The organism is Pantoea wallisii (genome assembly GCF_002095485.1).
Taxonomy (GTDB): domain Bacteria; phylum Pseudomonadota; class Gammaproteobacteria; order Enterobacterales; family Enterobacteriaceae; genus Pantoea; species Pantoea wallisii.
In genome coordinates this window covers 15,396-40,374 of record NZ_MLFS01000009.1, presented here as the reverse complement: position 1 = coordinate 40,374, position 24,979 = coordinate 15,396, and the positions used below count along the sequence as shown (strand labels likewise).

Annotated in this window: 22 protein-coding genes, 1 other RNA gene, 5 pseudogenes and 1 other annotated feature; of the genes and pseudogenes, 16 read left to right on the top strand and 12 right to left on the bottom strand. The window is 57.0% G+C overall.

The features are described 5' to 3' along the window. Positions 1–23: 23 nt before the first annotated feature. From HA48_RS05140 to amtB, 4 genes are all read left to right on the top strand, one after another. A complete protein-coding gene (locus HA48_RS05140; RefSeq protein WP_128600070.1) occupies positions 24–1,793 on the top strand; it encodes a SmdA family multidrug ABC transporter permease/ATP-binding protein in 1,770 nt (589 codons plus the stop codon). Continuing rightward, a complete protein-coding gene (locus HA48_RS05135) occupies positions 1,786–3,561 on the top strand; it encodes a SmdB family multidrug efflux ABC transporter permease/ATP-binding protein (RefSeq protein WP_128600069.1) in 1,776 nt (591 codons plus the stop codon). Before HA48_RS05140 ends, HA48_RS05135 begins: the two co-directional genes overlap by 8 nt. 259 nt (positions 3,562–3,820) lie before the next feature. Beyond that, on the top strand, positions 3,821–4,159 hold the full coding sequence (glnK, locus tag HA48_RS05130) for a P-II family nitrogen regulator (protein ID WP_003850469.1): 339 nt from the start codon (positions 3,821–3,823) through the stop codon (positions 4,157–4,159). Positions 4,160–4,192: 33 nt separating this feature from the next. Then, positions 4,193–5,482: an ammonium transporter AmtB gene (gene amtB / locus HA48_RS05125; RefSeq protein ID WP_128600068.1), complete on the top strand. Its 1,290-nt coding sequence runs from the start codon at positions 4,193–4,195 to the stop codon at positions 5,480–5,482. A 71-nt stretch (positions 5,483–5,553) separates the two neighbouring features. Here the strand turns inward: amtB and tesB are convergent. Beyond that, a pseudogene (gene tesB, locus HA48_RS05120) lies at positions 5,554–6,415 on the bottom strand (acyl-CoA thioesterase II). Between the two features lie 192 nt (positions 6,416–6,607). Here tesB and HA48_RS05115 point away from each other — a divergent pair. Then, positions 6,608–7,165: a YbaY family lipoprotein gene (locus tag HA48_RS05115; RefSeq protein WP_128600067.1), complete on the top strand. Its 558-nt coding sequence runs from the start codon at positions 6,608–6,610 to the stop codon at positions 7,163–7,165. A gap of 87 nt (positions 7,166–7,252) precedes the next feature. Here the strand turns inward: HA48_RS05115 and HA48_RS05110 are convergent, their stop codons facing one another. Next, positions 7,253–7,564 carry an MGMT family protein gene (locus HA48_RS05110; protein WP_128600066.1) on the bottom strand — a complete coding sequence of 104 codons (312 nt, stop codon included), beginning with the start codon at positions 7,562–7,564 and terminating at the stop codon, positions 7,253–7,255. 176 nt (positions 7,565–7,740) lie between these two features. Here HA48_RS05110 and ffs point away from each other — a divergent pair. Continuing rightward, positions 7,741–7,837: signal recognition particle sRNA small type (gene ffs / locus HA48_RS05105), an RNA gene on the top strand. 127 nt (positions 7,838–7,964) lie between these two features. Here ffs and HA48_RS05100 read toward each other — a convergent pair. From HA48_RS05100 to HA48_RS05090, 3 genes are all read right to left on the bottom strand, one after another. Beyond that, a complete protein-coding gene (locus HA48_RS05100; RefSeq protein ID WP_128600065.1) occupies positions 7,965–8,183 on the bottom strand; it encodes an HHA domain-containing protein in 219 nt (72 codons plus the stop codon). 24 nt (positions 8,184–8,207) lie between these two features. Then, positions 8,208–8,585 (bottom strand): Hha toxicity modulator TomB, encoded by a 378-nt coding sequence (gene tomB, locus HA48_RS05095; RefSeq protein ID WP_128600064.1) that lies wholly within the window; start codon positions 8,583–8,585, stop codon positions 8,208–8,210. A gap of 145 nt (positions 8,586–8,730) precedes the next feature. Continuing rightward, the gene (locus tag HA48_RS05090) at positions 8,731–9,084 is read right to left on the bottom strand and encodes a hypothetical protein (protein ID WP_128600063.1); all 354 of its coding nucleotides are present in this window, start codon (positions 9,082–9,084) and stop codon (positions 8,731–8,733) included. A gap of 341 nt (positions 9,085–9,425) precedes the next feature. Here HA48_RS05090 and HA48_RS05085 point away from each other — a divergent pair, with 341 nt between their 5' ends. From HA48_RS05085 to HA48_RS05075, 3 genes and pseudogenes are all read left to right on the top strand, one after another. Continuing rightward, a complete protein-coding gene (locus tag HA48_RS05085) occupies positions 9,426–10,082 on the top strand; it encodes a metal ABC transporter ATP-binding protein (protein ID WP_128600062.1) in 657 nt (218 codons plus the stop codon). Next, on the top strand, positions 10,079–10,918 hold the full coding sequence (locus HA48_RS05080; protein ID WP_128600061.1) for a metal ABC transporter permease: 840 nt from the start codon (positions 10,079–10,081) through the stop codon (positions 10,916–10,918). The genes HA48_RS05085 and HA48_RS05080 overlap by 4 nt, the downstream gene beginning before the upstream one ends. Before the next feature lie 21 nt (positions 10,919–10,939). Then, positions 10,940–11,817 (top strand): annotated as a pseudogene (locus tag HA48_RS05075) (metal ABC transporter substrate-binding protein). A 44-nt stretch (positions 11,818–11,861) separates the two neighbouring features. Here HA48_RS05075 and ykgO read toward each other — a convergent pair. The 4 genes from ykgO to HA48_RS05055 all read right to left on the bottom strand — a co-directional run bounded on the left by ykgO (position 11,862) and on the right by HA48_RS05055 (position 16,777). Further along, a complete protein-coding gene (gene ykgO, locus HA48_RS05070; protein ID WP_010616859.1) occupies positions 11,862–12,002 on the bottom strand; it encodes a type B 50S ribosomal protein L36 in 141 nt (46 codons plus the stop codon). A gap of 15 nt (positions 12,003–12,017) precedes the next feature. Beyond that, positions 12,018–12,275 carry a type B 50S ribosomal protein L31 gene (locus HA48_RS05065; RefSeq protein ID WP_128600060.1) on the bottom strand — a complete coding sequence of 86 codons (258 nt, stop codon included), beginning with the start codon at positions 12,273–12,275 and terminating at the stop codon, positions 12,018–12,020. Between the two features lie 144 nt (positions 12,276–12,419). Continuing rightward, entirely contained in the window at positions 12,420–15,569 is a 3,150-nt protein-coding gene (locus HA48_RS05060) for an efflux RND transporter permease subunit (protein ID WP_128600059.1), read from the bottom strand. A gap of 17 nt (positions 15,570–15,586) precedes the next feature. Then, entirely contained in the window at positions 15,587–16,777 is a 1,191-nt protein-coding gene (locus HA48_RS05055) for an efflux RND transporter periplasmic adaptor subunit (protein ID WP_128600058.1), read from the bottom strand. 142 nt (positions 16,778–16,919) lie between these two features. On the opposite strand from HA48_RS05055, the gene acrR reads away from it, so the two are divergent. Continuing rightward, positions 16,920–17,558: a multidrug efflux transporter transcriptional repressor AcrR gene (gene acrR / locus HA48_RS05050; protein WP_128600057.1), complete on the top strand. Its 639-nt coding sequence runs from the start codon at positions 16,920–16,922 to the stop codon at positions 17,556–17,558. On the opposite strand, the gene rsmS is transcribed toward acrR, so the two are convergent. The 3 genes and pseudogenes from rsmS to priC all read right to left on the bottom strand — a co-directional run bounded on the left by rsmS (position 17,555) and on the right by priC (position 18,522). After that, positions 17,555–17,710: a pleiotropic regulatory protein RsmS gene (gene rsmS / locus HA48_RS05045; protein ID WP_128600056.1), complete on the bottom strand. Its 156-nt coding sequence runs from the start codon at positions 17,708–17,710 to the stop codon at positions 17,555–17,557. The two genes, acrR and rsmS, sit on opposite strands and share 4 nt — an antisense overlap. 8 nt (positions 17,711–17,718) lie before the next feature. Then, positions 17,719–17,962: pseudogene (locus tag HA48_RS05040) on the bottom strand (GlsB/YeaQ/YmgE family stress response membrane protein). A gap of 51 nt (positions 17,963–18,013) precedes the next feature. Continuing rightward, a pseudogene (gene priC, locus HA48_RS05035) lies at positions 18,014–18,522 on the bottom strand (primosomal replication protein PriC). Between the two features lie 58 nt (positions 18,523–18,580). On the opposite strand from priC, the gene HA48_RS05030 reads away from it, so the two are divergent. The 6 genes and pseudogenes from HA48_RS05030 (at position 18,581) to htpG (ending at position 24,865) form a co-directional block, all read left to right on the top strand. Then, positions 18,581–18,964 carry a DUF454 family protein gene (locus HA48_RS05030; RefSeq protein ID WP_128600055.1) on the top strand — a complete coding sequence of 128 codons (384 nt, stop codon included), beginning with the start codon at positions 18,581–18,583 and terminating at the stop codon, positions 18,962–18,964. 151 nt (positions 18,965–19,115) lie between these two features. Further along, on the top strand, positions 19,116–19,667 hold the full coding sequence (gene apt / locus HA48_RS05025) for an adenine phosphoribosyltransferase (protein ID WP_128600054.1): 552 nt from the start codon (positions 19,116–19,118) through the stop codon (positions 19,665–19,667). A gap of 240 nt (positions 19,668–19,907) precedes the next feature. Then, a pseudogene (gene dnaX, locus HA48_RS05020) lies at positions 19,908–21,906 on the top strand (DNA polymerase III subunit gamma/tau). Beyond that, positions 21,248–21,309: a sequence feature (DnaX frameshifting element), on the top strand. It overlaps the preceding pseudogene by 62 nt. A gap of 50 nt (positions 21,907–21,956) precedes the next feature. Next, the gene (locus tag HA48_RS05015; protein WP_031377860.1) at positions 21,957–22,286 is read left to right on the top strand and encodes a YbaB/EbfC family nucleoid-associated protein; all 330 of its coding nucleotides are present in this window, start codon (positions 21,957–21,959) and stop codon (positions 22,284–22,286) included. Beyond that, the gene (gene recR / locus HA48_RS05010; protein WP_128600053.1) at positions 22,286–22,891 is read left to right on the top strand and encodes a recombination mediator RecR; all 606 of its coding nucleotides are present in this window, start codon (positions 22,286–22,288) and stop codon (positions 22,889–22,891) included. The genes HA48_RS05015 and recR overlap by 1 nt, the downstream gene beginning before the upstream one ends. 99 nt (positions 22,892–22,990) lie before the next feature. Continuing rightward, positions 22,991–24,865, top strand: coding sequence for a molecular chaperone HtpG (gene htpG / locus HA48_RS05005; protein WP_128600052.1), 1,875 nt, complete (start codon positions 22,991–22,993; stop codon positions 24,863–24,865). Positions 24,866–24,979: the final 114 nt, after the last annotated feature.

The window sequence follows — 24,979 nt, the reverse complement described above, 5'->3', positions numbered from 1 at the left end:
CGGGCAAGAACAGAGACTCTCTTGTGCGATTATTCAGCCAGTTAAGTTGGTATTTCCTGCGCGAGTGGCGGCGCTATCTCGGTGCCATCAGTTTGCTTATCCTCATTGCGCTGCTGCAGCTGCTGCCCCCGCATATTGTCGGGGTAATTGTGGATGGCGTAACGCAGCACTCGCTCTCTACGGGCCAGATCATGATGTGGATTGGCGTCATGCTGGTGACCGCCGTCATCGTCTATCTGCTGCGCTACGTCTGGCGCGTACTGCTGTTTGGTGCCTCTTATCAGCTGGCAGTCGAGCTGCGTGAGGATTTCTACCGCCAGCTGAGCCGCCAGCATCCGGCCTTTTATCTGCGCCACCGCACCGGCGATCTGATCGCCCGCGCCACGAACGATGTGGATCGCGTGGTATTTGCTGCCGGGGAAGGGGTGCTGACGCTGGTGGACTCCCTGGTGATGGGGCTGGTGGTGCTGGCGGTGATGAGCACGCAAATCAGCTGGGAGCTAACGTTACTGGCGCTAATCCCCATGCCGATCATGGCGCTTGTGATCCAGAAAGATGGCGCGCGCCTGCACAATCGGTTCAAAGTGGCGCAGGCGGCGTTCTCCAGCCTTAACGATCAAACCCAGGAGAGCCTGACCAGCATTCGTATGATCAAGGCTTTTGGTCTGGAGGATCATCAGTCGCAACAGTTCGCCGGTATCGCCCGCGACACCGGAAAAAAGAACCTGCACGTGGCGCGGGTGGATGCGCGTTTTGATCCCACCATCTATATCGCTGTGGGCTTTTCCAATCTGCTGGCGATTGCCGGCGGCGGCTGGATGGTCTGGCACGGTACGCTGACGCTTGGTCAGCTGACCAGTTTTGTTATGTACCTCGGCCTGATGATCTGGCCGATGCTGGCGCTGGCGTGGATGATTAACATCGTTGAGCGTGGCAGCGCAGCGTGGAGCCGTATCCGCGCGCTGCTGGCGGAAGCGCCAGCGGTGGAGGATGGAGAGCAGGCGTTGCCGGATGAGCCCGGCGTACTGCAGGTGGCGATTCGTGCGTTTCGCTACCCGGCAAATCCGGCACCGGTTTTGAGCGATCTCCATTTCCAGCTGAAACCGGGGCAGATGCTGGGGCTGTGTGGCCCGACCGGCTGTGGTAAGAGTACGCTGCTGAGCCTGATTCAGCGCCACTTCGACATCAACGAGGGCGACATCCGCTATCACAATATGCCGCTGCCGCAGCTGCGGCTGGATAGCTGGCGCAGCCGCCTGGCGGTCGTGAGCCAGACGCCGTTCCTGTTCTCCGATAGCGTTGCCAGCAACCTGGCGCTGGGACGGCCCGACGCCAGCCAGCAAGAGATTGAGCGCGCGGCACAGATGGCCTGCGTTCATGAGGATATCCTGCGTCTGCCGCAGGGCTATGACACCGAAGTGGGCGAACGCGGCGTGATGCTCTCCGGCGGACAAAAACAGCGCATCGCCATTGCGCGCGCGCTACTGCTCGATGCGGAGATCCTGATTCTGGACGATGCCCTTTCGGCGGTGGATGGCCGCACCGAACATGACATCCTGCACAACCTGCGCCTCTGGGGCAAAGGCCGCACGCTGATCATCAGTGCGCACCGTCTGTCGGCGCTGACAGAGGCCAGTGAAATCCTGGTGCTGCAGCAGGGTGCGGTGGTGCAGCGGGGCGATCACGATACGCTGGCCGCGCAGCCTGGCTGGTATCGCGATATGTATCGCTATCAGCAGCTGGAAGCGGCGCTGGATGAGGATGATGGGGCTGAAGGAGCAAACCGTGGCTAAATCACAACGTTTATGGCCGACGCTGAAACGTCTGCTCGCCTATGGCAAGCCGTGGCGTAAATCGCTGTGGATGGCGGTCGGCATGCTGTGGGTGGCCGCAGCGGCGGAGGTTACCGGGCCGATTCTGGTGAGTTATTTCATTGATAATCTGATCGCCAAACACCGCATGCCGTGGGGCATCGTGGCGGGCCTGCTGGTGAGTTTTATCCTGCTGCAGTTACTGGCGGCCGGCCTGCACTATCTGCAGGCGCTGCTCTTTAACCGGGCGGCGATTGGTGTGGTGCAGCAGCTGCGTGTGGATGTGATGAATGCCGCATTGCGCCAACCGCTCAGCGCCTTTGATACCCAGCCGGTCGGGCAGATCATTTCACGCGTCACCAACGATACCGAAGTAATCAAAGATCTGTATGTCACGGTGGTGGCAACGGTTCTGCGCAGCGCCGCGCTGATTGGTGCAATGCTGGTGGCCATGTTCTCACTGGACTGGCGCATGGCACTGGTGGCACTGGTGATTTTCCCGCTGGTCATCACGGTGATGCTGATTTATCAGCGTTACAGCACGCCCATTGCACGCCGCGTGCGCAGCTATCTGGCTGACATCAACAATGGTTTCAACGAAATCATCAACGGCATGAGCGTTATCCAGCAATTCCGACAGCAGGCACGATTCGGCGAGCGGATAGGTGAAGCGAGCCGTTCACACTATCTGGCGCGCATGGAGACGTTACGGCTGGATGGTTTTCTGCTGCGACCGCTGCTGAGTCTGTTTTCTGCACTGATTTTGTGCGGGCTATTAATGCTGTTTAGCTTCGCCACGCCGGGTGTCTTTGAAGTGGGCGTACTGTATGCCTTCATTACTTATCTCGGTCGTCTCAACGAACCGCTGATTGAACTCACCACGCAGCAATCGATGCTGCAGCAGGCTATTGTCTCCGGCGAACGTATTTTTGAGCTGATGGATGCGCAGCAGCAGGGGTACGGCAATGATATTCAGCCGCTGGCCTCTGGTCGTATTAGCCTGCGTGACGTGAGCTTCGCCTACCGTGACGATCGCGATGTGTTGAGTCATATCAACCTTGAGGTGCCGGCGCGCGGCTTTGTGGCGCTGGTGGGCCATACCGGGAGCGGTAAAAGTACGCTGGCCAATCTGCTCATGGGCTACTATCCGGTGACGCGCGGCAGCATCGAGCTGGATGGTCGTCCGCTACTGCAGCTCTCGCATGATGCGCTGCGCACCAGCGTGGCAATGGTGCAGCAGGACCCGGTAGTGCTGGCGGATACCCTGCTGGAAAACGTGCGTCTTGGCCGTGATATTGCGGAAGCGCAGGTGTGGCAGGCGCTGGAGACGGTGCAGCTGGCTGCGCTGGCGCGGTCAATGCCGGAGGGCATACATACGCGGCTGGGTGAGCAGGGCAACAATCTTTCGGTTGGACAGAAGCAGCTGCTGGCGCTGGCGCGCGTGCTGGTCTCTCTGCCGCAAATTTTAATTCTTGATGAAGCCACCGCGAACATCGATTCCGGTACCGAACAGGCGATCCAGCATGCGCTGCGCGCGCTGCGCCAGCACAGCACGCTGGTAGTGATTGCGCACCGCCTCTCTACCATTACTGAAGCCGACCAGATTCTGGTGCTGCACCGCGGTCAGGTTGTGGAACGCGGCACGCACGCTCATCTGCTGGCGCAGCAAGGGCGCTACTGGCAGATGTATCAGCTGCAGCAGGCGGGTGATGAACTCGCGACGAGCATACCCGCCTCTGCTGAAGGGTGATTTGCACCTTTTTTGACCGTATTTATCGGAATGTTCTGTAAGAATGCACTCCTTTGAGGCCATGAGCACCAAAGGAGTGCAAAAATACAACACTCCGCGCGCTTCTCTTCACTTCTCCTCTCACTTCCGGTCGTAACGAAGCGTGATGGCATGCGCCTGCATGACGCACGCGCCTCTTTTGCCATTTATGGCACAGCCTTTGCTTAACTCTCTGCGTGTCCGCGAAGACTCACTCATTTTTATATCCGGAGGGGAACGTATGAAGCTGGTTACCGTGGTAATCAAACCATTTAAGCTGGAGGACGTGCGTGAAGCGTTATCCTCCATTGGCATTCAGGGCCTGACCGTGAGCGAAGTGAAAGGCTTTGGGCGTCAGAAGGGCCATGCAGAACTGTACCGCGGGGCTGAGTACAGCGTTAACTTCCTGCCAAAAGTGAAAATTGATATTGCCATTGCGGACGATCAACTTGATGAAGTGGTCGATGTCATCAGCAAAGCCGCTTATACCGGCAAAATTGGCGACGGCAAAATCTTCGTCGCGGAATTGCAGCGCGTTATCCGTATTCGTACCGGCGAAACCGACGAAGCAGCACTGTAACTGGGGCTCTGAATTGTGATGGGATGGAATAAAATGAAAAAAGTAATGACCATGTTGGGCCTCACCAGCCTGGCGCTGTTACCGTCTCTGGCAATGGCCGCTGCGCCTGCCGTTGCGGATAAAGCTGACAACGCCTTTATGATGATCTGTACCGCGCTGGTACTGTTTATGACCATCCCGGGAATTGCCCTGTTTTACGGCGGCTTGATTCGTGGCAAAAACGTGCTGTCGATGCTCACCCAGGTGGCCGTGACCTTTGCGCTGGTATGCGTGCTGTGGGTGGTCTACGGCTACTCACTCGCCTTCAGCGAAGGCAATGCGTTTTTCGGTAACTTCCAGTGGGTGATGTTAAAGAATATTGAGCTGAAAGCGGTGATGGGCAGCTTCTATCAATATATCCACGTGGCGTTCCAGGCCTCATTCGCCTGTATCACCGTAGGGCTGATTGTGGGCGCGATTGCCGAGCGTATTCGCTTCTCGGCGGTGCTGATCTTTGTCGGCGTATGGCTGACGCTCTCCTATCTGCCTATCGCCCATATGGTGTGGGGCGGCGGTTATCTGGCGCAGGATGGCGCGCTGGATTTCGCAGGCGGTACGGTAGTGCACATTAACGCGGCGGTTGCGGGTCTGGTGGGCGCCTACCTGGTGGGTAAACGTGCGGGCTTCGGGAAAGAGGCATTCAAACCGCATAACCTGCCAATGGTGTTTATCGGTACCGCCATTCTGTATGTGGGCTGGTTTGGCTTTAACGCCGGCTCCGCGTCTGCGGCCAACGAGATCGCTGCGCTGGCGTTCGTGAATACCGTAGTGGCCACCGCCGGTGCCGTGCTCTCGTGGGTGTTTGGCGAATGGGCAATGCGCGGCAAGCCCTCTCTGCTGGGCGCCTGCTCGGGCTTTATCGCTGGTCTGGTTGCGATTACCCCGGCCTGCGGTTATGTGGGGGTGGGCGGCGCGCTGATTATCGGTCTGGCCGGCGGCCTGGCGGGTATCTGGGGCGTCACCACGCTGAAGAGATGGCTGCGCGTTGATGACCCGTGTGATGTGTTTGGCGTGCACGGCGTGTGCGGTATCCTTGGCTGCATCCTGACCGGCGTCTTTGCCTCCTCTACGCTGGGCGGTGTGGGTTATGCGGAAGGCGTGACGATGGGCCATCAGGTTTGGGTTCAGGTATTTAGCTGTCTGGTGACTATCGTCTGGTCCGGCGTAGTGGCTTTCATCGGCTTTAAGCTGGCCGATCTGATTGTCGGGCTGCGCGTGCCGGAAGAGCAGGAGCGCGAAGGTCTGGACGTGAACAGCCACGGCGAGAACGCTTACAACCAGTAATGCGCTGGATGAAGAGAAGCAGTGCGATAAAATAATAAACAGCAGAAGGGGCGACCAGGTCGCCCCTTTTTTTATGACTCGCGCTGGCGCATCACGCCCTCCTGCACCGTAGTTGCCACCAGCGTGCCGTCCCGGGTATAGAACTCACCGCGCACAAAGCCGCGCGCACCGGAAGCCGATGTACTGACCACGCTGTAGAGCAGCCAGTCAGAGAGATCAAACGGACGGTGGAACCACATAGAGTGGTCAATGGTAGCCACCTGCATATCGGGCTCCAGAAAGCCTTTGCCGTGCGGCTGTAGCGCAACCGGCAGGAAGTTAAGATCCGAAGCGTAACCCAGCAGATACTGATGAATACGCCGATCGTCCGGCAGCTGGCCATTAGCGCGAATCCAGACCTGGCGCACCGGCTCATCAACGCGGCCTTTTAGCGGGTTGTGAATCTGGACCGGGCGGATATCCAGCGGGCGCTCGGCGAGGAACTTCTCTTTGAGTTTGAGCGGCAGGTGAGCGGCCAGTTTTTGCGCCAGATCCTGCTCAGAGGGTAGGTTATCCGGGCCCGGCACCACCGGCATGCTGTTCTGATGTTCGAAGCCGCTCTCAGGTGCCTGGAACGACGCCGTCATGTAGAAAATGGGCTGCCCGTTTTGCACTGCGCTGACGCGACGGGCGCTGAAGCTTTTACCATCCCGCAGGTTTCAACGTCATAGATGATGGCTTTCTGGCTGTCGCCGGGCCGCAGGAAGTAGCTGTGGAATGAGTGGATAATGCGCGCTTCCGGCACGGTTTGCTTAGCTGCATAGAGCGCCTGACCAACGACCTGGCCGCCAAACACCTGGCGCAGGCCAGATCTTCACTTTGCCCGCGGAATAGACCCTCTTCCAGCTTTTCCAGATTCAATAAATTAAGCAGGTTGTGCAGTGCCTGGCTCATAACGGACTCCTCAGAGATGCCAATGGCGCAAGTGTGAAAGATCCGACCAGTTTCCGCAACGCTTTTACCGCGATTTCCCCCCTTCAGGCGCAATGGGGATTTTTGTGCCAGAATTAACAGCAATCGGCGGTCGAAAACCCAGCCAACAACTTTACCGCCGACAATCATAGTGTTCACAAGGAGACGACATCGATGAAACTCTGGCAAGTTATTAGCGGTATGACGCTCGCTGCGGCGATCACAGGGTGTGCCGATCACAGCAAGCCGGTGCCAACACCGACGCTGGGCTCAACGGTCGCCGGTCAGCAAGCCGCCATCGCGCAGCCTAACGTTAGTGGTTCGGTGTATATTCGCCAGCGCATTGCGCTGCCGCCGGATGCGGTTCTGACCGTGACGCTGGCAGACGCCTCGCTGGCCGATGCGCCGTCAAAAGTGCTTTCGCAGCGCGTGGTGCGTACCGAAGGGAAACAGGCGCCGTTCCAGTTTGTGCTGCCGTTCAACCCGGCTGACATCCAGCCGAACGCACGTATTCTGCTGAGCGCAGCCATTACGGTCGATGGCAAGCTGGCCTTTGTCACCGATACCGTGAAGCCGGTGATCAATCAGGGCGGAACCAAAGCAGAGCTGCTGCTGGTGCCGGTGACGAATATGGCGATGCCAACCCAGCCGGGTGCGGCAACCACGGTGCCATCTACGTCCCCGACTCAGGTCACGCCTTCAGCGTCGGTGCCTGCGCCAACCAGTATGTAATCACAGCACCGAATCAGGGGCACACAGGTCCGCTGCCGCTTTACTCTACGGCAGCGGACCTGGCGGCCCTTATCCTGCACCGCTAATTTAATACGCCCAGCGGTACTTCTCTAAATCGATTTCACCGGCATCATTCACTTCAATGCCTTCCGCTTCAAGCGCATCGCGCTGGCGAAATAAGTCCTCACCCTGTAGCGAGATACGACCGTGTCGATTGATTACGCGGAACCAGGGCAATTTGCTGCCCGGCGGCAGACGCCGAAGCACGCCGCCTACCTGGCGCGCTGCACGCGGCGATCCCGCCAGCAGGGCGACATCGCCATAGGTGGTCACTTTGCCTTTAGGGATAGCCGCAATGATTTGCCATACGCGCTCAGAAAAGTTGCTTTGCTCGCCCATGCAGCGTTTCGTCTCCTGCAAAAACATCAACTTTAGCATGGGGAAAGGCGGTTCAGCAGGTATTTACCGCCGCTCTGTTCAAGAAACCAACGGTTGTCCGGCCTGCGCTTGCAATTGCCAGGGGCTTACCTGATAATGCCAACGCTCTCGAAATGAGGGCTCGTCAATGGGGGCCCTGTTGGTTCTCCCGCAACGCTAACTTGTGAACTCGGTCAGGTCCGGAAGGAAGCAGCCGCAGCAGGCGACGCGTGTGCCGGGATGTAGCTGGCAGGGCCTCCACCATTTCTGCTCCCCAGAAAATCTTCAGAAACAGCAGACAGCACTACGCTGGCACTCCCTTGCCGGTGAATCATCCCTGCAGATAAACGATGGCGTAACGGAAAAGCGTGAAGGGCAGATCTTAGCGGACGTATTTCCAGACGGAGCCAGGCACTTTGTCGTACAGCTTGTTCATCGTCAGCTCTGCCAGGCGGTGATCGGCTGCGGAATAGAAAACCGCTAACTCATCTTCAGGTAATTCGTACTTATTTTTTTCGATAACCCGTTCAAGGGTATCAATTGAGCGACAACGACGCAGTCGCATCAAATAGTCTGTTTTGGTTAGGGCTTGGTTGCTCATAAATAAACCGGTCTCACTCTGATGCTAAAAGGAATGGCTGGGTTGCTGGAGATAAGCGCACTCTTCGGCAAACAGATTAAATAAGCGTTTTGCTGAACGTTGCCACCGCTGAAGATCCTGAGAATTGATTCCATAACTGCTGAACAACATAAAGGTATCGTCAAGATATTCATCGATTTGCGTAATCAGCGCTTCATCTTCAACGTGCTTAATTTTGTAATTCATCGTGAAAGAGGCGATATGCTCAATCAAATCGTTGAGCTGTAAATTGCCTGGCGAAGTGGGATCATTAACCCAGCCGTGGTGGCTATCCGTTAACGTCGCCATACTTTCGTCAAACAGGCTCTCACACAGAAATTTAAGCTGGGCAATATCATGCCGTTTCGGTGAGTATTCGTCCATCTTTTTCCCCTCCATAGCGAGCACAGGTACCGCAACGCGGCGAGATTTGGAAAAGCTACCAGGGAGCGATCACGAATAAAAGTAATTCAGCGACCTTTCAAATATAATCCACATTCATTAGCTTTGCTCACCCAATTACCAAATATTACAATTCATCAGCGGGTGATGGCTGCGTATTGTCGATCACGTCAAACACCAGCGCACCGGGCGTAATGTGGAATGTAACGGCTTCACGTCGCGTAAAGGTTTCATTTAAATCCAGGCAGGGATTAAATAAATCCCACGTGAAATCGTAAAGCATTTTAAATCGATCGTGATTGAACCGTTGAATGGAAATAATCTTAAAACTGTCCGGAACTAATTTCGCGTTTTGCGAATACCACTGTAAATCACCGGCGAGAGCTTCAGCTATTTTGAGAATATTCCCCTGTATTATTCTCTGTAGCTTGCCGCAATCATCCTCATCCACAGCGATATCACAATGAATAATAGACTGCATCTGGCATCCTCGTATAAGGAAGAGTGTATCTATCATTGTGTTTTCAGCACCACAAAGCAAGGTGCCCGTAAACAGAACGGGCGATTACTGCGATGGGGCACAACTTTCAGGCACATAAAGACAATACGTTAACCCAATCTTTCTGGCTGCCTGATTTTTTTTGAAACACTTTGCCCGCGCGGCATGGGACCGCGATCGGTTAGGATAAATGTTATGTTATAACATTTTGGTTTGCGGGTAATGAATCACAGTGGATTACTTTTGTCCCTTGGCGGACGCCTGACGGTTGCGCTGCTGCTGTGCGCACTGCTGGCGCTGGCGCTCTGGTGGGGGATACAGAAATGATGCGTTTTAACCAACTGCAGGGCGGTTATCAGGGCAGGGCGGTGACGCCGCAGGTCACCGGTGCGCTGGCCGCCGGCAGTATGACAGCGCTGGTCGGCGCCAACGGCACCGGAAAATCGACCTTATTAAAAACCATCGCCGGATTGATTCCTCCCGTTAGCGGCAGCTGCGAACTCCACATTTCACGCAATGCACTTGGCTGGTTGCCGCAGCGCAGCGAGCTGGAAACACGTTTTCCATTGACCGCTTATGAGCTGGTGGCCATGGGCTGCTGGCCACGCTGTGGCTGGTTTGGCGGTATCACCCGCGCCTTGCGTCAGGAGATTGATGCTGCGCTGGATGCCGTGCAGATGCGTGAGTTTGCCGACGCGCAGCCCGCCATGCTCTCCGGCGGCCAGCTGCAGCGCGTGCTCTTTGCGCGACTGCTGCTGCAGCAGAGCAGAGTCTGGCTGCTGGATGAGCCGTTCAATGGCATTGATACGCCCACCGTTACGTTACTGATGTCGATTCTGCAGCAGCAGCAGCAGAAGGGCACCACGCTGCTGGTGGTGCTGCACGATCGCCCGCTGGTCGCGCGTTACTTTACGGATGTGCTGTCGCTGGATGAGAGCAGTACGGTGCAGACGCCGCTGCTGCGCAGGGTGGCCTCATGACCCTTATTCAACCCTTCATCGAATTCGGTTTTATGCGCCGCGCCTTAGTGGCCTGCGTCGCGTTAGCCGTCAGCGCCACGCCGCTCGGGGTGTTTCTCTCGCTGCGCCGCATGAGCCTGGTCGGCGATGCGTTATCGCATGCGGTACTGCCGGGTGCCGCCATCGGCTATCTGGTCTCAGGATTATCGCTGGTTGCGATGGGTATCGGCGGACTGATCGCCGGGCTGGCGGTGGCGCTGCTCTCAGGGGCGGTTAGCCGATATACGCCATTAAAGGAGGACGCCAGCTTCTCTGGCTTCTATCTGGGTTCGCTGGCGCTGGGCGTTACGCTGGTGTCGCTGCGCGGATCCAGCGTTGATCTACTGCATGTGCTGTTTGGCTCACTGCTGGCGGTGGATAACAGCGCCATTCTGCTGGTGGGAAGCATCGCCGCGTTTACGCTGCTGACGCTGGCCGTGATCTTCCGGCCGCTGGTGATTGATGCATTTGATCCCGACTTCCTGCGGGCCCAGGGCAAGTGGAGCGCGCCGCTGGTGCACGGCATCTTTCTTACCTTAGTGGTGCTCAATCTGGTGGCGGGCTTCCAGGTGCTGGGCACGTTAATGTCCGTCGGCCTGATGATGCTGCCGGCTACCAGTGCACGTTTCTGGAGCCGCCACCTTGCCAGCATGCTCGGCATCGCCATGCTGCTGGCTATTGTTGCGGCGCTCATCGGTCTGATTCTTTCATGGCACTACTCGCTGCCCGCCGGACCGGCTGTGGTACTGAGTGCAGCCGTGCTGTTTTTACTGTCCGTGTTGACAGGACCATGTGGCGGCCTGCTGCGCCGTCGATAATGCAATAATAAGGGGATACGTATGAAGAAGTTACCGTTGAGCCTGGCCATCGCAGCCATGTTCATCAGCCCGCTGACGCTGGCGAAAACCGTGGATGCCGTGGCGAGCTTCACCGTACTGGCGGATATCGTTAAGCAGGTGGGCGGCGATCACGTTAAGGTGAAATCACTGGTTGGGCCGGATGGCGATCCGCACACCTTTGAACCCACGCCGCAGGATAGTCAGGCGCTGGCAAAAGCGGACGTGGTGTTTGTCAGTGGACTGGGCATGGAGGGCTGGATGGATCGCCTGATTAGCGCATCTGGCTACACAGGCAACGTGGTGGTGGCCTCAAACGGCGTGAACACCCGTAAGATGGAGGAGGAGGGGAAAACCGTGACCGATCCGCATGCGTGGAACAGCATGCAAAATGGCGTGATCTACGCCACCAACGTGATGAACGCATTGATCAAAGCCGATCCTCAGGATGAAGCGGAGATTCGTAAAAGCGGCGAGCGCTATATTCAGCAACTGCAACAGCTGGACGGCTGGGCAAAGAGATCGTTCGAAGCAGTGCCGCTTAGCAAGCGTAAAGTGCTTACCAGTCACGATGCGTTTGGCTACTTTGGTCAGCGCTATGGCGTCACCTTCCTTGCTCCGGTTGCTTCTCAACGGAAGCGGAAGCCAGCGCCAGCGATGTGGCAGCAATCATTAAGCAGCTGAAAGCTGAGCATATCAAAACCTATTTTGTTGAGAACCAGACCGACCCGCGCCTGGTGAAACAGATAGCCAGTGAAACCGGCGCTCAGCCGGGTGGTGAACTCTATCCGGAAGCTTTATCTGCGGCGAACGGGCCGGCAGCGACCTACGTTGCGGCATTTAAGCACAATGTGGATGCCATGCTGGCGACCATGAAGTAATAAAAAAGCCGGGGAGCATCCCGGCCAATTATCACGACACTTTCCTAACGTTTTTTCTTTCTTCCCTGCACCGCCTTAAAGCGCGGATTCGTTTTGCAAATCACATAAATCCGGCCTTTACGACGCACGACTTTGCAATCTTTGTGACGGGTCTTGGCAGACCGCAATGAACTGACCACCTGCATGCTGCTGCTCCCCGCTTACTTGCTGCGCGTCAGGAAGCTGCCGAAACGCTTGTTGAAGCGTGCGGCGCTGCCCTCTTTGGCAAACTCTTTCTGCTTACCGGTGTAGTAAACGTGCGATTTTGATGAGACATCAAGCGTCACGTACGGCAGCTCTTCCCCTTCAAACTGGATGGTGCGATCGGTCTTAATGGTGGAACCGACTTTGAAGTATTCGTCGGCGGTGGTGTCATGGAATACCACTGGACGATAGTGCGGATGGATATTTGCTTTCATAACTGCTCTCTCATGTAATGTTATAATATAACAATAGTATGAACCTGGCAGGATTTGATTGCAACCGCGATCGTTACGTGGGTATCACCGGGCGGAAGGCAAAAAAAAGGCCGCATTAGCGGCCTTGATAAGAGAGCGTAAAACTTAGTGGTTCTGCTCTGTCGGATGCCCTTGTTCCAGCTCCGATTTATTTTTGCTGAAACGGCGGCGCACCACCACGAAGAACACCGGCACGAAGAAGATCGCCAGCGCTGTCGCGGTCACCATGCCGCCCATCACGCCTGTACCAACGGCGTTCTGTGCGCCGGAACCGGCACCGCTGCTGATTGCCAGCGGCAGTACGCCGAGGATAAACGCCAGTGACGTCATCAGAATCGGACGCAGACGCATACGTGAGGCTTCCAGCGTTGACTCCACCAGGCCTTTGCCCTCCTTCTCCATCAAATCCTTGGCGAATTCAACAATCAGGATGGCGTTCTTCGCCGAGAGGCCGATGGTGGTCAACAGCCCTACCACGAAGTAGACGTCGTTACTCAGGCCACGCAGCGTGGTAAAGATCAGCGCACCAATTACGCCCAGCGGTACCACCAGCATGACCGAGAACGGAATTGACCAGCTCTCATACAGTGCCGCCAGACACAGGAACACCACAATCAGTGAGATCGCATAGAGCGCAGGTGCCTGGTTACCGGAGAGACGTTCCTGATAGGACATGCCGGTCCAGTCGTAACCAATACCTGCCGGCAGTTTGCCCGCCAGCTCTTCCATCAGGTTCATGGCATCACCCGAGCTCTTGCCCGGTGCAGCCTGACCCAGGATCTCCATTGATGGGAGACCGTTATAGCGCTCCAGGCGCGGTGAACCGTACTGCCACTTCGCCGAGGAGAAGCTGGAGAACGGCACCATGGTGCCTGCGCTGTTGCGCACGTACCACTTGCTGATGTCATCCGGCAGCATGCGCGAATCGGCTTTACCCATCACGTACACTTTCTTGACGCGGCCACGGTCAATGAAGTCATTGACGTAAGAGCCGCCCCAGGCAGCACCCAGCGTGGTGTTAATGTCAGACAGCGACACACCCAGCGCCTGCGCTTTCTCCTGATCGATGATCAGCTTGTACTGCGGCGTATCTTCCAGACCATTTGGACGCACGCCAACCAGCGTATCCGGATGCTGGGCGATCATGCCAAACAGCTGGTTACGCGCGGCAGTCAGCTTCTCATGGCCGAGGTTACCCTGGTCAATCAGCTGGAAGTCAAAGCCGGTTGCGTTACCCAGTTCGATAATCGCTGGCAGGTTGAACGGGAACACCATCGCATCTTTAATCTGACCCAGCGCCTGCATCGCACGTCCGGCAATGGCCGGCACTTTCAGGCTGGCATCGCTACGCTCATCCCATGGCTTGAGGCTGACGAAGGCGATACCGGTGTTCTGACCACGACCGGCGAAGCCGAAGCCGTTAACGGTAAACACCGAGTTAACGCTGTCTTTCTCTTTGGTCAGGAAGTAATCGGTCACCTGATCCAGCACTTTCTGGGTACGTTCCTGAGTCGCGCCGGCAGGCAGCTGCGCCTGTGCCAGTAACAGACCCTGATCCTCTTCCGGCAGGAAGGAGGAGGGCAGTTTCAGGAACAGGTAAGCCATACCGACAACGATCACCAGATAGATAACCAGATAGCGACCGGTACTACGGATGATATGGCCTACGCTATCGACGTAGTGGTTGGTGCTCTTATCAAACAAGCGGTTAAACCAGCCAAAGAAACCAGTGGTTTTGCCGTGGTCGCCCTTCTTGATCGGCTTCAGCATTGTGGCGCACAGCGCCGGCGTCAGAATCAACGCCACCAGCACCGACAGCGCCATCGCTGAAACGATGGTGATGGAGAACTGGCGATAGATAACACCGGTTGAACCGCCGAAGAAGGCCATCGGGATAAATACCGCTGACAGAACCAGCGCGATCCCCACCAGCGCACCCTGAATCTGCTCCATTGAACGGCGGGTCGCCTCTTTTGGCGGCAGACCCTCTTCCGCCATCACGCGCTCAACGTTCTCGACCACCACGATGGCGTCATCCACCAGCAGGCCGATGGCAAGCACCATACCGAACATCGTCAGCGTGTTTATCGAGTAGCCAAAGGCGCTGATAATGGCAAAGGTCCCCAGCAGGACGACCGGCACCGCAATGGTTGGAATCAGCGTGGCGCGGAAGTTCTGCAGGAACAGATACATCACCAGGAACACCAGCACAATGGCTTCAAACAGCGTTTTAACCACTTCGAAGATTGAGATCTTAACGAACGGCGTGGTGTCGTACGGGTAGACGGTTTTCATGCCTGACGGGAAGAACGGTTCCAGCTTCGCCAGCTCCGCTTTCACCGCGTCAGCCGTGTCCAGGGCGTTAGCGCCGGTCGCCAGTTTAACACCGATACCGGAGGCGGGTTTCCCGTTGTAACGCGCGATGATCTCGTAGTTTTCACCCCCGAGCTCGATCTTCGCAACGTCACGCAGGCGCACCTGCGAACCATCCTGATTCACCTTCAGCATGATATTGCCGAACTCGTCGGTGGAGGTCAGACGGGTTTGCGCAATGATGGAGGCGTTGAGCTGCTGACCCGGCGCCGGTGGCGTACCGCCCAGCTGACCGGCAGCCACCTGGGTGTTCTGGGTTTGCAGCGCACTGATCACATCCACCGGCGTCAGCTGGTAGTTGTTGAGTTTGTGCGGATCAAGCCAGATGCGCATCGCATACTGCGCACCAAATACCTGCGTATCACCAACACCCGGCGTACGGCTGATAGGGTCTTTGATGTTAGAGGCAACATAGTCAGAGATGTCATTCTGCGTCATGCTGCCATCTTCGCTAACGAAACCGGCTACCATCAGGAAGCTGCTGGAGGATTTCTTAACCTGAATCCCCTGTTGCTGTACTTCCTGCGGCAGCAGCGGCATGGCCAGCTGCAGTTTGTTCTGCACCTGAACCTGCGCGATATCCGCATCCGTACCGGACTGGAAAGTCAGCGTCAGCGTCAGCGTACCGGACGAGTCACTGCTCGAGGACATATACATCAGCCCGTCGATGCCGTTCATGTTTTGCTCGATAACCTGGGTTACCGAATCCTGCAGCGTTTTCGCATCTGCGCCCGGATAAGAGGCCTGAATTTCAACCGCCGGTGGCGCAACGTTGGGATATTGCTCAATCGGCAGGTTGATAATCGATAGCGCACCCGCCAGCATAATAATGATGGCGAGCACCCAGGCGAAAATGGGGCGATCGATAAAGAACTTAGCCATGTATCAACGGCTCCTGTTTATGACGATGATTTAGCAGACTGTGAATCTGGTAGTGCATTGGCATCGTCTTTGACTTCTTGTGGCGTCACCTGCGCACCCGGTTTCGCACGCTGAGTACCTACGGTAATCACGCGATCGCCCTCTTTAAGACCTTCGGTCACCAGCCATTTGTCGCCAAATGCCTGATTTGCGGTGATCTTACGCACTTCAACTTTGTTGTCTGCGCCGACAACCATGGCGCTGGCTTCACCGGTTGGCGTACGGGTCACACCTTGCTGAGGAACCAGCAGGGCGTTCGGGTTGGTGCCTTCATCCAGACGCGCGCGCACAAACATGCCAGGTAACAGACGATGGTCCGGGTTCGGGAAGATGGCGCGCAGGGTGATGGAGCCGGTGGTTTCATCCACGGTCACATCAGAGAACTCCAGCGTGCCGGGCTGCTTATAGGCGCTGCCGTCTTGCATCAGCAGGGTAACGTTCGCTTTGCCGTCGTTCTGCTTCAGCTGACCGGACTCCAGCTCCCCACGTAAACGCAGGAAATCATCGCTGGATTGGGTCACGTCAACGTACATCGGGTCGAGCTGCTGCACGGTTGCCAGAGCGGTGGTCTGACCGCTTGAGACCAGGGCCCCTTCGGTCACGGATGATTTACCGATCCGGCCGCTGATAGGCGAGGTCACTTTGGTATACGCCAGGTTGATACGGGCCGTCTCTACGTTGGCCTGTGAAGCCTGCACCGCTGCGGCAGTCTGGGCCGCTGTCGCTGCTGCGTTATCATAATCCTGCTGGCTGATGTACTTGGTACCCAGCAGCGGCTTATAGCGTTTCAGGGTCAGCTGGGCTACGCGTGCGTTAGCCTGCGCCTGGGCTAAATCGCCTTTTGCGCTATCGTAAGCGGCCTGGTAGGTGGCCGGATCGATCTGATACAGCGAGACGCCAGCCTTAACATCCGTGCCTTCAACAAAATTACGCTTCAGAATGATACCCGACACCTGCGGACGCACTTCTGCCACGCGGAAAGCCGATGTGCGGCCTGGCAGTTCAGTTGTGATTTTCAGCGGCTCATTTTTTAACGTGACTACGCCCACTTCCGGGGGTTGCTGCTGGGCGGATTGCTGGGATTTATTATCATCACATCCTGTTAACAAAAAGCTGCCTGAAAGCATCACGGCGGCCGCCAGAGGCGCTAATCCTCTGTTTTTATTCATAAATAAACCTCTAGTGTCCGATATCAAATGATCAATGGATCACAAACCGATAAACCCATTGCTGCGTTAAAACACGGGTCGTGCTATGGTACATACATTCACAAATGTATGTAAACTTGCCAGTTTGTAAAATAAGCCCTCTATGGCACGAAAAACCAAAGCGCAAGCACTTGAAACACGGCATCAAATTCTTGATGCCGCATTAGCTCACTTTTCTGTACACGGTGTGGCCGCAACCACACTGGCGGATATCGCCACAGCCGCCGGCGTCACACGCGGTGCTATCTACTGGCACTTTAAAAATAAAGCCGATCTGTTACAGGAGATCTGGCTACGTTGTGACGCTGGGCTTGACGATGTGGAACTTGAGTATCAGACAAAATACCCTGGCGATCCACTTTCTGTAATGCGTTCGATGCTGATCTATATCCTTGACGCCACAGCAAAGGACCCGCAAAGACGCGCATTAATGGAGATTATCTTCCATAAATGTGAGTTCGTTGGCGAAATGACTACCTTAATGGCCATACAGCAGGGACTCTTGCAGACCTGTTATGATCGTATCGAAGAGGTGCTGCGTCTCTGTATTGAGGCTGGCCAGCTGCCCGCCGGCCTGAACACCCGGCAGGCGGCCCTGCTAATGCGCGGCTATATTAACGGCATGATGGAGAGCTGGCTGTTCAATCCCGACAGTTTTGATCTGGCCGAGGAGGCGCCGCAGCTGGTGGACGCCTTTATCGATATGCTGCGGCTGAGCCCCACGCTGGCTGCCGGACGCTAAGCCTGCTGCTCGACAGCCTGCTTCTGCTGATAATCGCGCTGGACTATTGCCAGCGCCGCCAGCACGGTAGCGGCAGGTACATGGTTCTCTTCCAGCAGCTGAATCAAATCGACCGCCAGTTTGATCTCATCGGGTGCGGTTTCCAGCGACATCTTCTCTCCTAAATGCGTAATTTGGCGGCAACCAGTAACATAACCAGCGCACCAGCCAATGCCATGATAAATCCGGCCGGATGCAGCGTACTGAGATCGCCAGAGGTAAAATAGGCGGTAATATAGCCGCCGATCAGCGCGCCAATCACTGCCAGCACCAGCGTAGGGATAAATCCGCCGCCGGCCGGGAAACAGCACGCGCTTCAGCCAGCCGGCGGCCAGGCCAATCACTATCCAGATGACGAGTGTCATGATGACCTCCTGTTTCATGCTGCAATCAGTATAGAGGAGCATGCGCGCGATTCAGGCGCGGGTGGATTGCAGCTCCAGTTTTTGCATCGCGGCGCGACAACGCGCCAGACGCTCCTGTAAGATCTCCACCTCACGAATCAGCTGCTGCTGAACGCTCAGCGTTTCAACGCGCGCCAGATGCTGCTCGCGCTGTTGCAGCATCGCCAGCAGGCGTGTTTCATAGCCTGATATTCGTCACGCTTACGCTGGCGCGGATCGCTGCGGGGGCGTTCGCGCGCCACACGCAGCTGCTGGCTCTGGCACTCGCGCTGGAGCGCGGCGATCTGATCGAGAATCTTCTCCCCCAGCCACTGACGGCGCATCACATCCGCTGTCGCGGCAAGCTGCGCCGCATTGTGCTCCAGCTCAAGCAGATAGTCGGCCAGTCGCGTGCCTTTACAGCGAAACAGCTGGCTATCAAAGCGTGGCTGCCGGCAGGCACCGTCTGGCTGCTGCGCAATCTGCTGGCGCAGCTGGTCAATCATTGTGCTTAGACGCTGTTGGGCGGGCGGTTGGGGCATGACAAAAGTTCCGTCTGTGTTAACGTAGCGCTGTTATAACTCTTTTCAGGCATCCGGCATGCAGCGCATTTTACTGTTAAGCCTGGGCTGGCTGGCGATTGTGCTGGGCACGCTGGGCATTGTATTACCATTATTACCGACCACGCCATTCATGTTACTGGCTGCCTGGTGTTTTGCCCGCTCGTCACCGCGTTTTCATCACTGGCTGCTGTGGCGCTCACCTTTTGGCCGTTACCTTCGCCACTGGCAGCAGCATCGCGCTATGCCGCCAGGGGCGAAAGGGCGTGCCATGTTGCTGATTGTCATCACCTTTGCCCTTTCGGCCTGGCTGGTGCACCTGCTGTGGGTGCGCATCCTGCTGGGCGTGATGTTATGTCTGCTGCTGCTGTTTATGTGGCGCATTCCGGTGGTGGCAGAGAGTACCAACGTGCGCGAACCGTAGCGTCAGGGTTGCATTTAGCCGGCTGTTTGCTTAGATTTGGGCATCTTCGTGCGTGGCTTCCCATTGAGAAACGACTTTGCTTAACCCGGTCTCCGGGAATTGGCGCTGTCTGAAGCCGCGCGTATTAGATATTTTTCCAGGCGTAACCTTTATGACCGCAACTGCGCAGCAGCTTGAACTGATCAAAAACAGCATCAAAAGCATCCCTGACTATCCAAAGCCGGGCATCCTGTTCCGGGACGTTACCAGCCTGATGGAAGATCCGCAGGCCTATGCCGCGTCAATCGCCATCCTGGTGGAGCGTTATCGTAACAAAGGCATCACGAAAGTCGTGGGAACGGAAGCGCGTGGTTTCCTGTTTGGTGCGCCGGTTGCGCTGGGCCTCGGCGTGGGGTTTGTGCCTGTGCGCAAGCCTGGTAAGCTGCCGCGTGAAACCTTCAGCGAAAGCTATGAGCTGGAGTACGGTTCGGATGCGCTGGAGCTGCACAAAGATGCGATCGCTCCGGGCGACGTGGTGCTGGTGGTGGACGATCTGCTGGCAACCGGCGGCACCATCGAAGCCACCGTTAAGCTGATCCGCCGCGCTGGCGGCGAGGTAAAAGATGCGGCGTTCGTGATCAATCTGTTCGATCTGAGCGGCGAAAAGCGCCTTAGCGCGCTGGGCATCGACTGCTACAGCCTGGTGAACTTCCCCGGCCATTAAGGCTTGTGCGCTCCGCGCTTATGTGGGGCGCAACCCTCATCACGTTCTCCCTCTCCCACCAGCGTAAGCCCTACGGCGGAATGATGACGGGTATAGGCATATCGGGTTGTGGCTGTTAAACTACTGCCCAAATACACAGGGTTTGCGAAGCTGCATTTTTCCCCTTTTGCCTTATGGCGGAACCCGGTTCATTAGCCGTGCCGCTGTGCCAACTCAATAAACTCCAGTGATCGAATCCACATGAGCTATCAGGTACTTGCGCGAAAATGGCGTCCCCAGGCCTTCGCTGACGTAGTCGGTCAGGAACATGTGCTGACCGCGCTGGCTAACGGGTTATCACTGGGACGCATCCATCATGCTTATCTCTTCTCCGGCACACGCGGCGTGGGTAAGACCTCGATTGCGCGTTTGCTGGCAAAGGGCCTCAACTGTGAAACCGGGATTACGGCAACGCCATGCGGTCAGTGTGATAACTGTCGTGAAATCGAGCAGGGTCGTTTCGTTGATCTGATTGAGATCGATGCGGCTTCACGCACGAAAGTGGAAGATACGCGCGATCTGCTGGATAACGTGCAGTACGCACCGGCGCGCGGGCGCTTCAAGGTCTATCTGATCGATGAAGTGCATATGCTGTCGCGCCACAGTTTTAATGCGCTGCTGAAAACGCTCGAAGAGCCGCCTTCACACGTGAAGTTCCTGCTGGCGACCACCGATCCGCAGAAGCTGCCGGTCACTATTTTGTCGCGCTGCCTGCAGTTCCACCTTAAAGCACTCGATGTTGAACAGATTCAGCAGCAGCTGGCGCACGTGCTGCAGCAGGAGGCGATCGCCGCTGAACCGCGGGCGCTGCATCTGCTGGCGCGCGCCGCCGATGGCAGTATGCGCGATGCGCTTAGCCTGACCGATCAGGCGATTGCCATGGGCCAGGGCAGCGTCACGCGTGAAACCGTGGCGCAGATGCTCGGCACGCTGGATGACGAACAGCCGCTGGCGCTGATTGAAGCGCTGGCAGAGGGTAACGGCGAACAGGTGATGGCGCTGCTGAATCAGGCTGCCTCACGCGGTGTGGAGTGGGAAGCGCTGCTGGTAGAGATGCTGCGTTTACTGCACCGCATAGCCATGGTGCAGCTGCTGCCCGGCTCACTGGGGGAAGATGATGCCAGCCAGGCGCAGCGCCTGCGCGATTTAGCCCGCGTGCTGCCGCCAGCCGATGTCCAGCTCTACTATCAAACGCTGCTGATGGGACGCAAAGATCTACCGCTGGCGCCGGATCGCCGTCTTGGTATTGAGATGACGCTGCTGCGTGCGCTGGCGTTTCACCCACAGGCAACGATTGCTGAACCGGTTGCACGCCCGTCGCTGATGCCGCAGGCAGCACCGCAGGTTGCGCCTGCCGCGCCGGCAGCAAAAGCCGCACCCAGCCGCAAAAGCGCCGCCGGCACCAGCCGCGCAGCCGCAGATGGCGCCGCCCGTCAGCGATGAGCCGCCGCCATCCGATGATTATCCGGATATGCAATCGGCGCCGGAGACGCTGCCGGATGCCACCAGTCAGCTATTACAGGCGCGAACGCAGTTGCTGCGTCAGGGAGCCGGCAAGGCAAAAAAGAGTGAGCCGGCAGCGCGTTCCGCGCGGCCGGCAAATCCGGCGCTGGAGCGTCTGGCAAGCGTCACGGAGCGGGTGCAGCAGCGCGCCTCTGAACCGGCAGTAAAAACCCCGGCTAAACCGGAAGCTTATCGCTGGAAAGCGCAGCAGCAGGAGGCGATAACGCCGGAGCCGGTCGCAACGCCAAAAGCCTTGCGTTCTGCGCTGGAGCATGAGAAAACCCCTGAGCTATCCCTCAGGCTGGCAGAAGAGGCGCTGCAGCGCGACGCCTGGGCGGCAGAGATTGCCAGCCTGACGCTGCCCAAACTGGTGCAGCAGGTGGCGCTGAACGCGTGGAAAGAGGTGAATGAGCAGGGGGTTACGCTGCATCTGCGCAGCAGCCAGCGCCATCTTAACTCTGCTTCCGCGCGTCAGGCGATTCAGGAGGCGCTGAGCCAGGCAGCCGGCCAGTCGATTGAATTGGCTATAGTAGAAGATGATAATCCCGCGGTGTTAACGCCGCTGGAGTGGCGTCAGGCCATTTATGAAGAGAAGCTGGCGCAGGCGCGCCAGTCAATCGCAAGCGATACGCATATCCAGATGCTGCGTCGTTTCTTCGATGCGGACCTGGATGAAGAGAGTATTCGACCCGTATGATCACGCTGTCGCGCAGAGGTTGCGCGCAGCCCCAGCAGAGAGAGAAAACTATGTTTGGTAAAGGCGGATTGGGCAACCTGATGAAGCAGGCCCAGCAGATGCAGGACAAAATGGCCAAGGTTCAGGAAGAGATCGCCGCACTGGAAGTCACCGGTGAATCAGGTGCTGGTCTGGTCAAAGTCACCATCAACGGCGCGCACAATTGCCGTCGTGTTGAAGTCGATCCCAGCCTGCTGGAAGATGATAAAGATATGCTGGAAGATCTGATCGCGGCAGCGTTCAACGATGCGGCACGCCGTATTGATGAGACGCAGAAAGAGAAGATGGCCTCTGTCTCTTCCGGTATGCAGCTGCCACCTGGCTTTAAGATGCCGTTCTGATGCAAACCAGTCCACTGCTTGAATCTTTAATGGAATCACTGCGCTGTCTGCCGGGCGTTGGCCCGAAGTCGGCGCAGCGCATGGCGTTTCAGCTATTGCAGCGCGATCGCAGCGGTGGCATGCGTCTGGCGCAGGCGTTAACCCGCGCCATGTCAGAGATCGGCCACTGTGCCGATTGCCGCACCTTTACCGAGCAGGAGATCTGCACCATTTGCGCCAATCCGCGCCGTCAGCAAAACGGCCAGATCTGCGTGGTGGAGAGCCCGGCGGATATCCACGCCATTGAGCAGACCGGCCAGTTTGGCGGACGTTACTTTGTGCTGATGGGCCATTTGTCGCCGCTGGATGGCATCGGCCCGCAGGATATTGGTCTGGATCGCCTGGAGCAGCGCCTGGAGAAGGAGACGCTGCAGGAGGTGATTCTGGCGACTAATCCCACGGTAGAGGGTGAAGCCACCGCTAATTACATCGCCGAGCTGTGCGGGCAATATGGCGTTGACGCCAGCCGCATCGCCCATGGCGTGCCGGTGGGCGGCGAGCTGGAGATGGTCGATGGCACTACGCTGTCGCACTCGCTGGCCGGGCGTCATAAGATTAAATTTTAATCACTTGCCGGTATCGTTAAGCGATACCGGCTTGAAATTCTCTTCCCCATCCCCATCTCTGTCTCAACGTTTGATCAACCCCATTCTGTTGAGGTAGCAATGACCATGAAAGGACAAGAGACGCGTGGCTTCCAGTCAGAGGTAAAACAACTTCTGCACCTGATGATCCATTCCCTCTACTCAAACAAAGAGATTTTCCTGCGTGAACTGATCTCGAACGCTTCTGATGCGGCGGACAAATTGCGCTTCCGCGCGCTGTCAACGCCGGATCTGTACGAAGGCGACGGCGATCTGCGCGTGCGTATCTCGGTCAACAAGGAGAATCGCACGCTAACGCTGAGCGACAACGGCATTGGTATGCGTCGTGATGAGGTGATTGAGAACCTGGGCACCATCGCGAAATCCGGTACCAAAGCTTTCCTCGAATCAATGGGCTCTGACCAGGCAAAAGATAGCCAGCTGATCGGCCAGTTCGGTGTCGGTTTCTACTCGGCGTTTATCGTTGCCGATAAAGTTACCGTCCGCACGCGTGCCGCCGGGGCGAAAGCGGAAGAGGGCGTATTTTGGGAGTCCGCCGGTGAGGGCGAATATACCCTGGCCGATATCGAAAAAGCCGATCGTGGCACCGAGATCACGCTGCACTTCCGTGAAGGCGAGGACGATTTCCTTGATGCATGGCGCGTGCGTAATGTGATCAGCAAATACTCCGACCACATCGCGCTGCCTGTTGAGATTGAAACCAAAGACGAAGAGAGTGACACCACAACCTGGGAGAAGATCAACAAAGCCCAGGCGCTGTGGACGCGCAATAAGTCAGAGATCAGCGACGACGAGTACAACGAGTTCTACAAACATATCGCACACGACTTCAGCGATCCGGCCATCTGGAGCCACAACCGCGTGGAAGGCAAGCAGGAGTACACCAGCCTGCTCTATATCCCGCAGCGCGCGCCGTTCGATATGTGGAACCGCGACAGCAAGCACGGCCTGAAACTCTACGTACAGCGCGTGTTCATTATGGATGACGCCGAGCAGTTCATGCCGAACTACCTGCGCTTTGTGCGCGGCCTGATAGATTCCAACGATCTGCCGCTGAACGTCTCGCGTGAGATCCTGCAGGATAGCCGCGTCACCCAGAGCCTGCGCGCGGCGCTGACTAAGCGCAGCCTGCAGATGCTGGAGAAACTGGCTAAAGATGATGCAGAGAAGTATCAGCAGTTCTGGAAAGAGTTCGGGCTGGTGCTGAAAGAGGGGCCGGCGGAGGATCACGCCAACCAGCAGGCGATTGCTAAACTGCTGCGCTTCGCCACCACGCAGAGTGAAGGGGCGGAGCAGACCATCTCGCTTGACGATTACCTGAGCCGCATGGTGGAAGGGCAGGAGAAGATCTACTACATCACTGCCGACAGCTACGCCGCGGCGAAGAGCAGCCCGCATCTGGAACTGTTCCGCAAAAAAGGCATTGAGGTGCTGCTGCTGTCCGATCGTATCGACGAGTGGATGATGAGCTACCTGACCGAGTTCGACGGTAAAACCTTCCAGTCCGTGAGCAAAGCCGATGAGTCGCTGAGCAAACTGGCGGATGAAGAGACCGAAGAGCAGAAAGAGGCGGAAAAAGCGCTGGAGCCGTTTGTTGAGCGCGTGAAAACGCTGCTGGGCGAGCGCGTAAAAGAGGTGCGTCTGACGCATCGCCTGACCGATACGCCTGCTATTGTCACCACCGATGCCAATGAAATGACCACGCAGATGGCGAAACTGTTTGCCGCGGCGGGTCAGGATGTGCCGGACGTGAAGTACATCTTTGAAATTAACCCGGAGCATACGCTGGTTAAGCGCGTGGCCGATACTCAGGATGAAGCACGTTTTGCGGAGTGGGTAGAGCTGCTGCTGGATCAGGCGCTGCTGGCCGAGCGCGGCACGCTGGACGATCCTAACCAGTTTATCCGTCGCATGAATCAGCTGCTGACGGCGTAACCTCTTCTGATGCAGAGGTCAGTATCTGGCTGTGAGGTCGGCATAAATGCCGGCCTCACAGGGAACGGGTGCAGTGATTAAGATTTATTCGCAGGGGCGGCATTTATGCCGGCC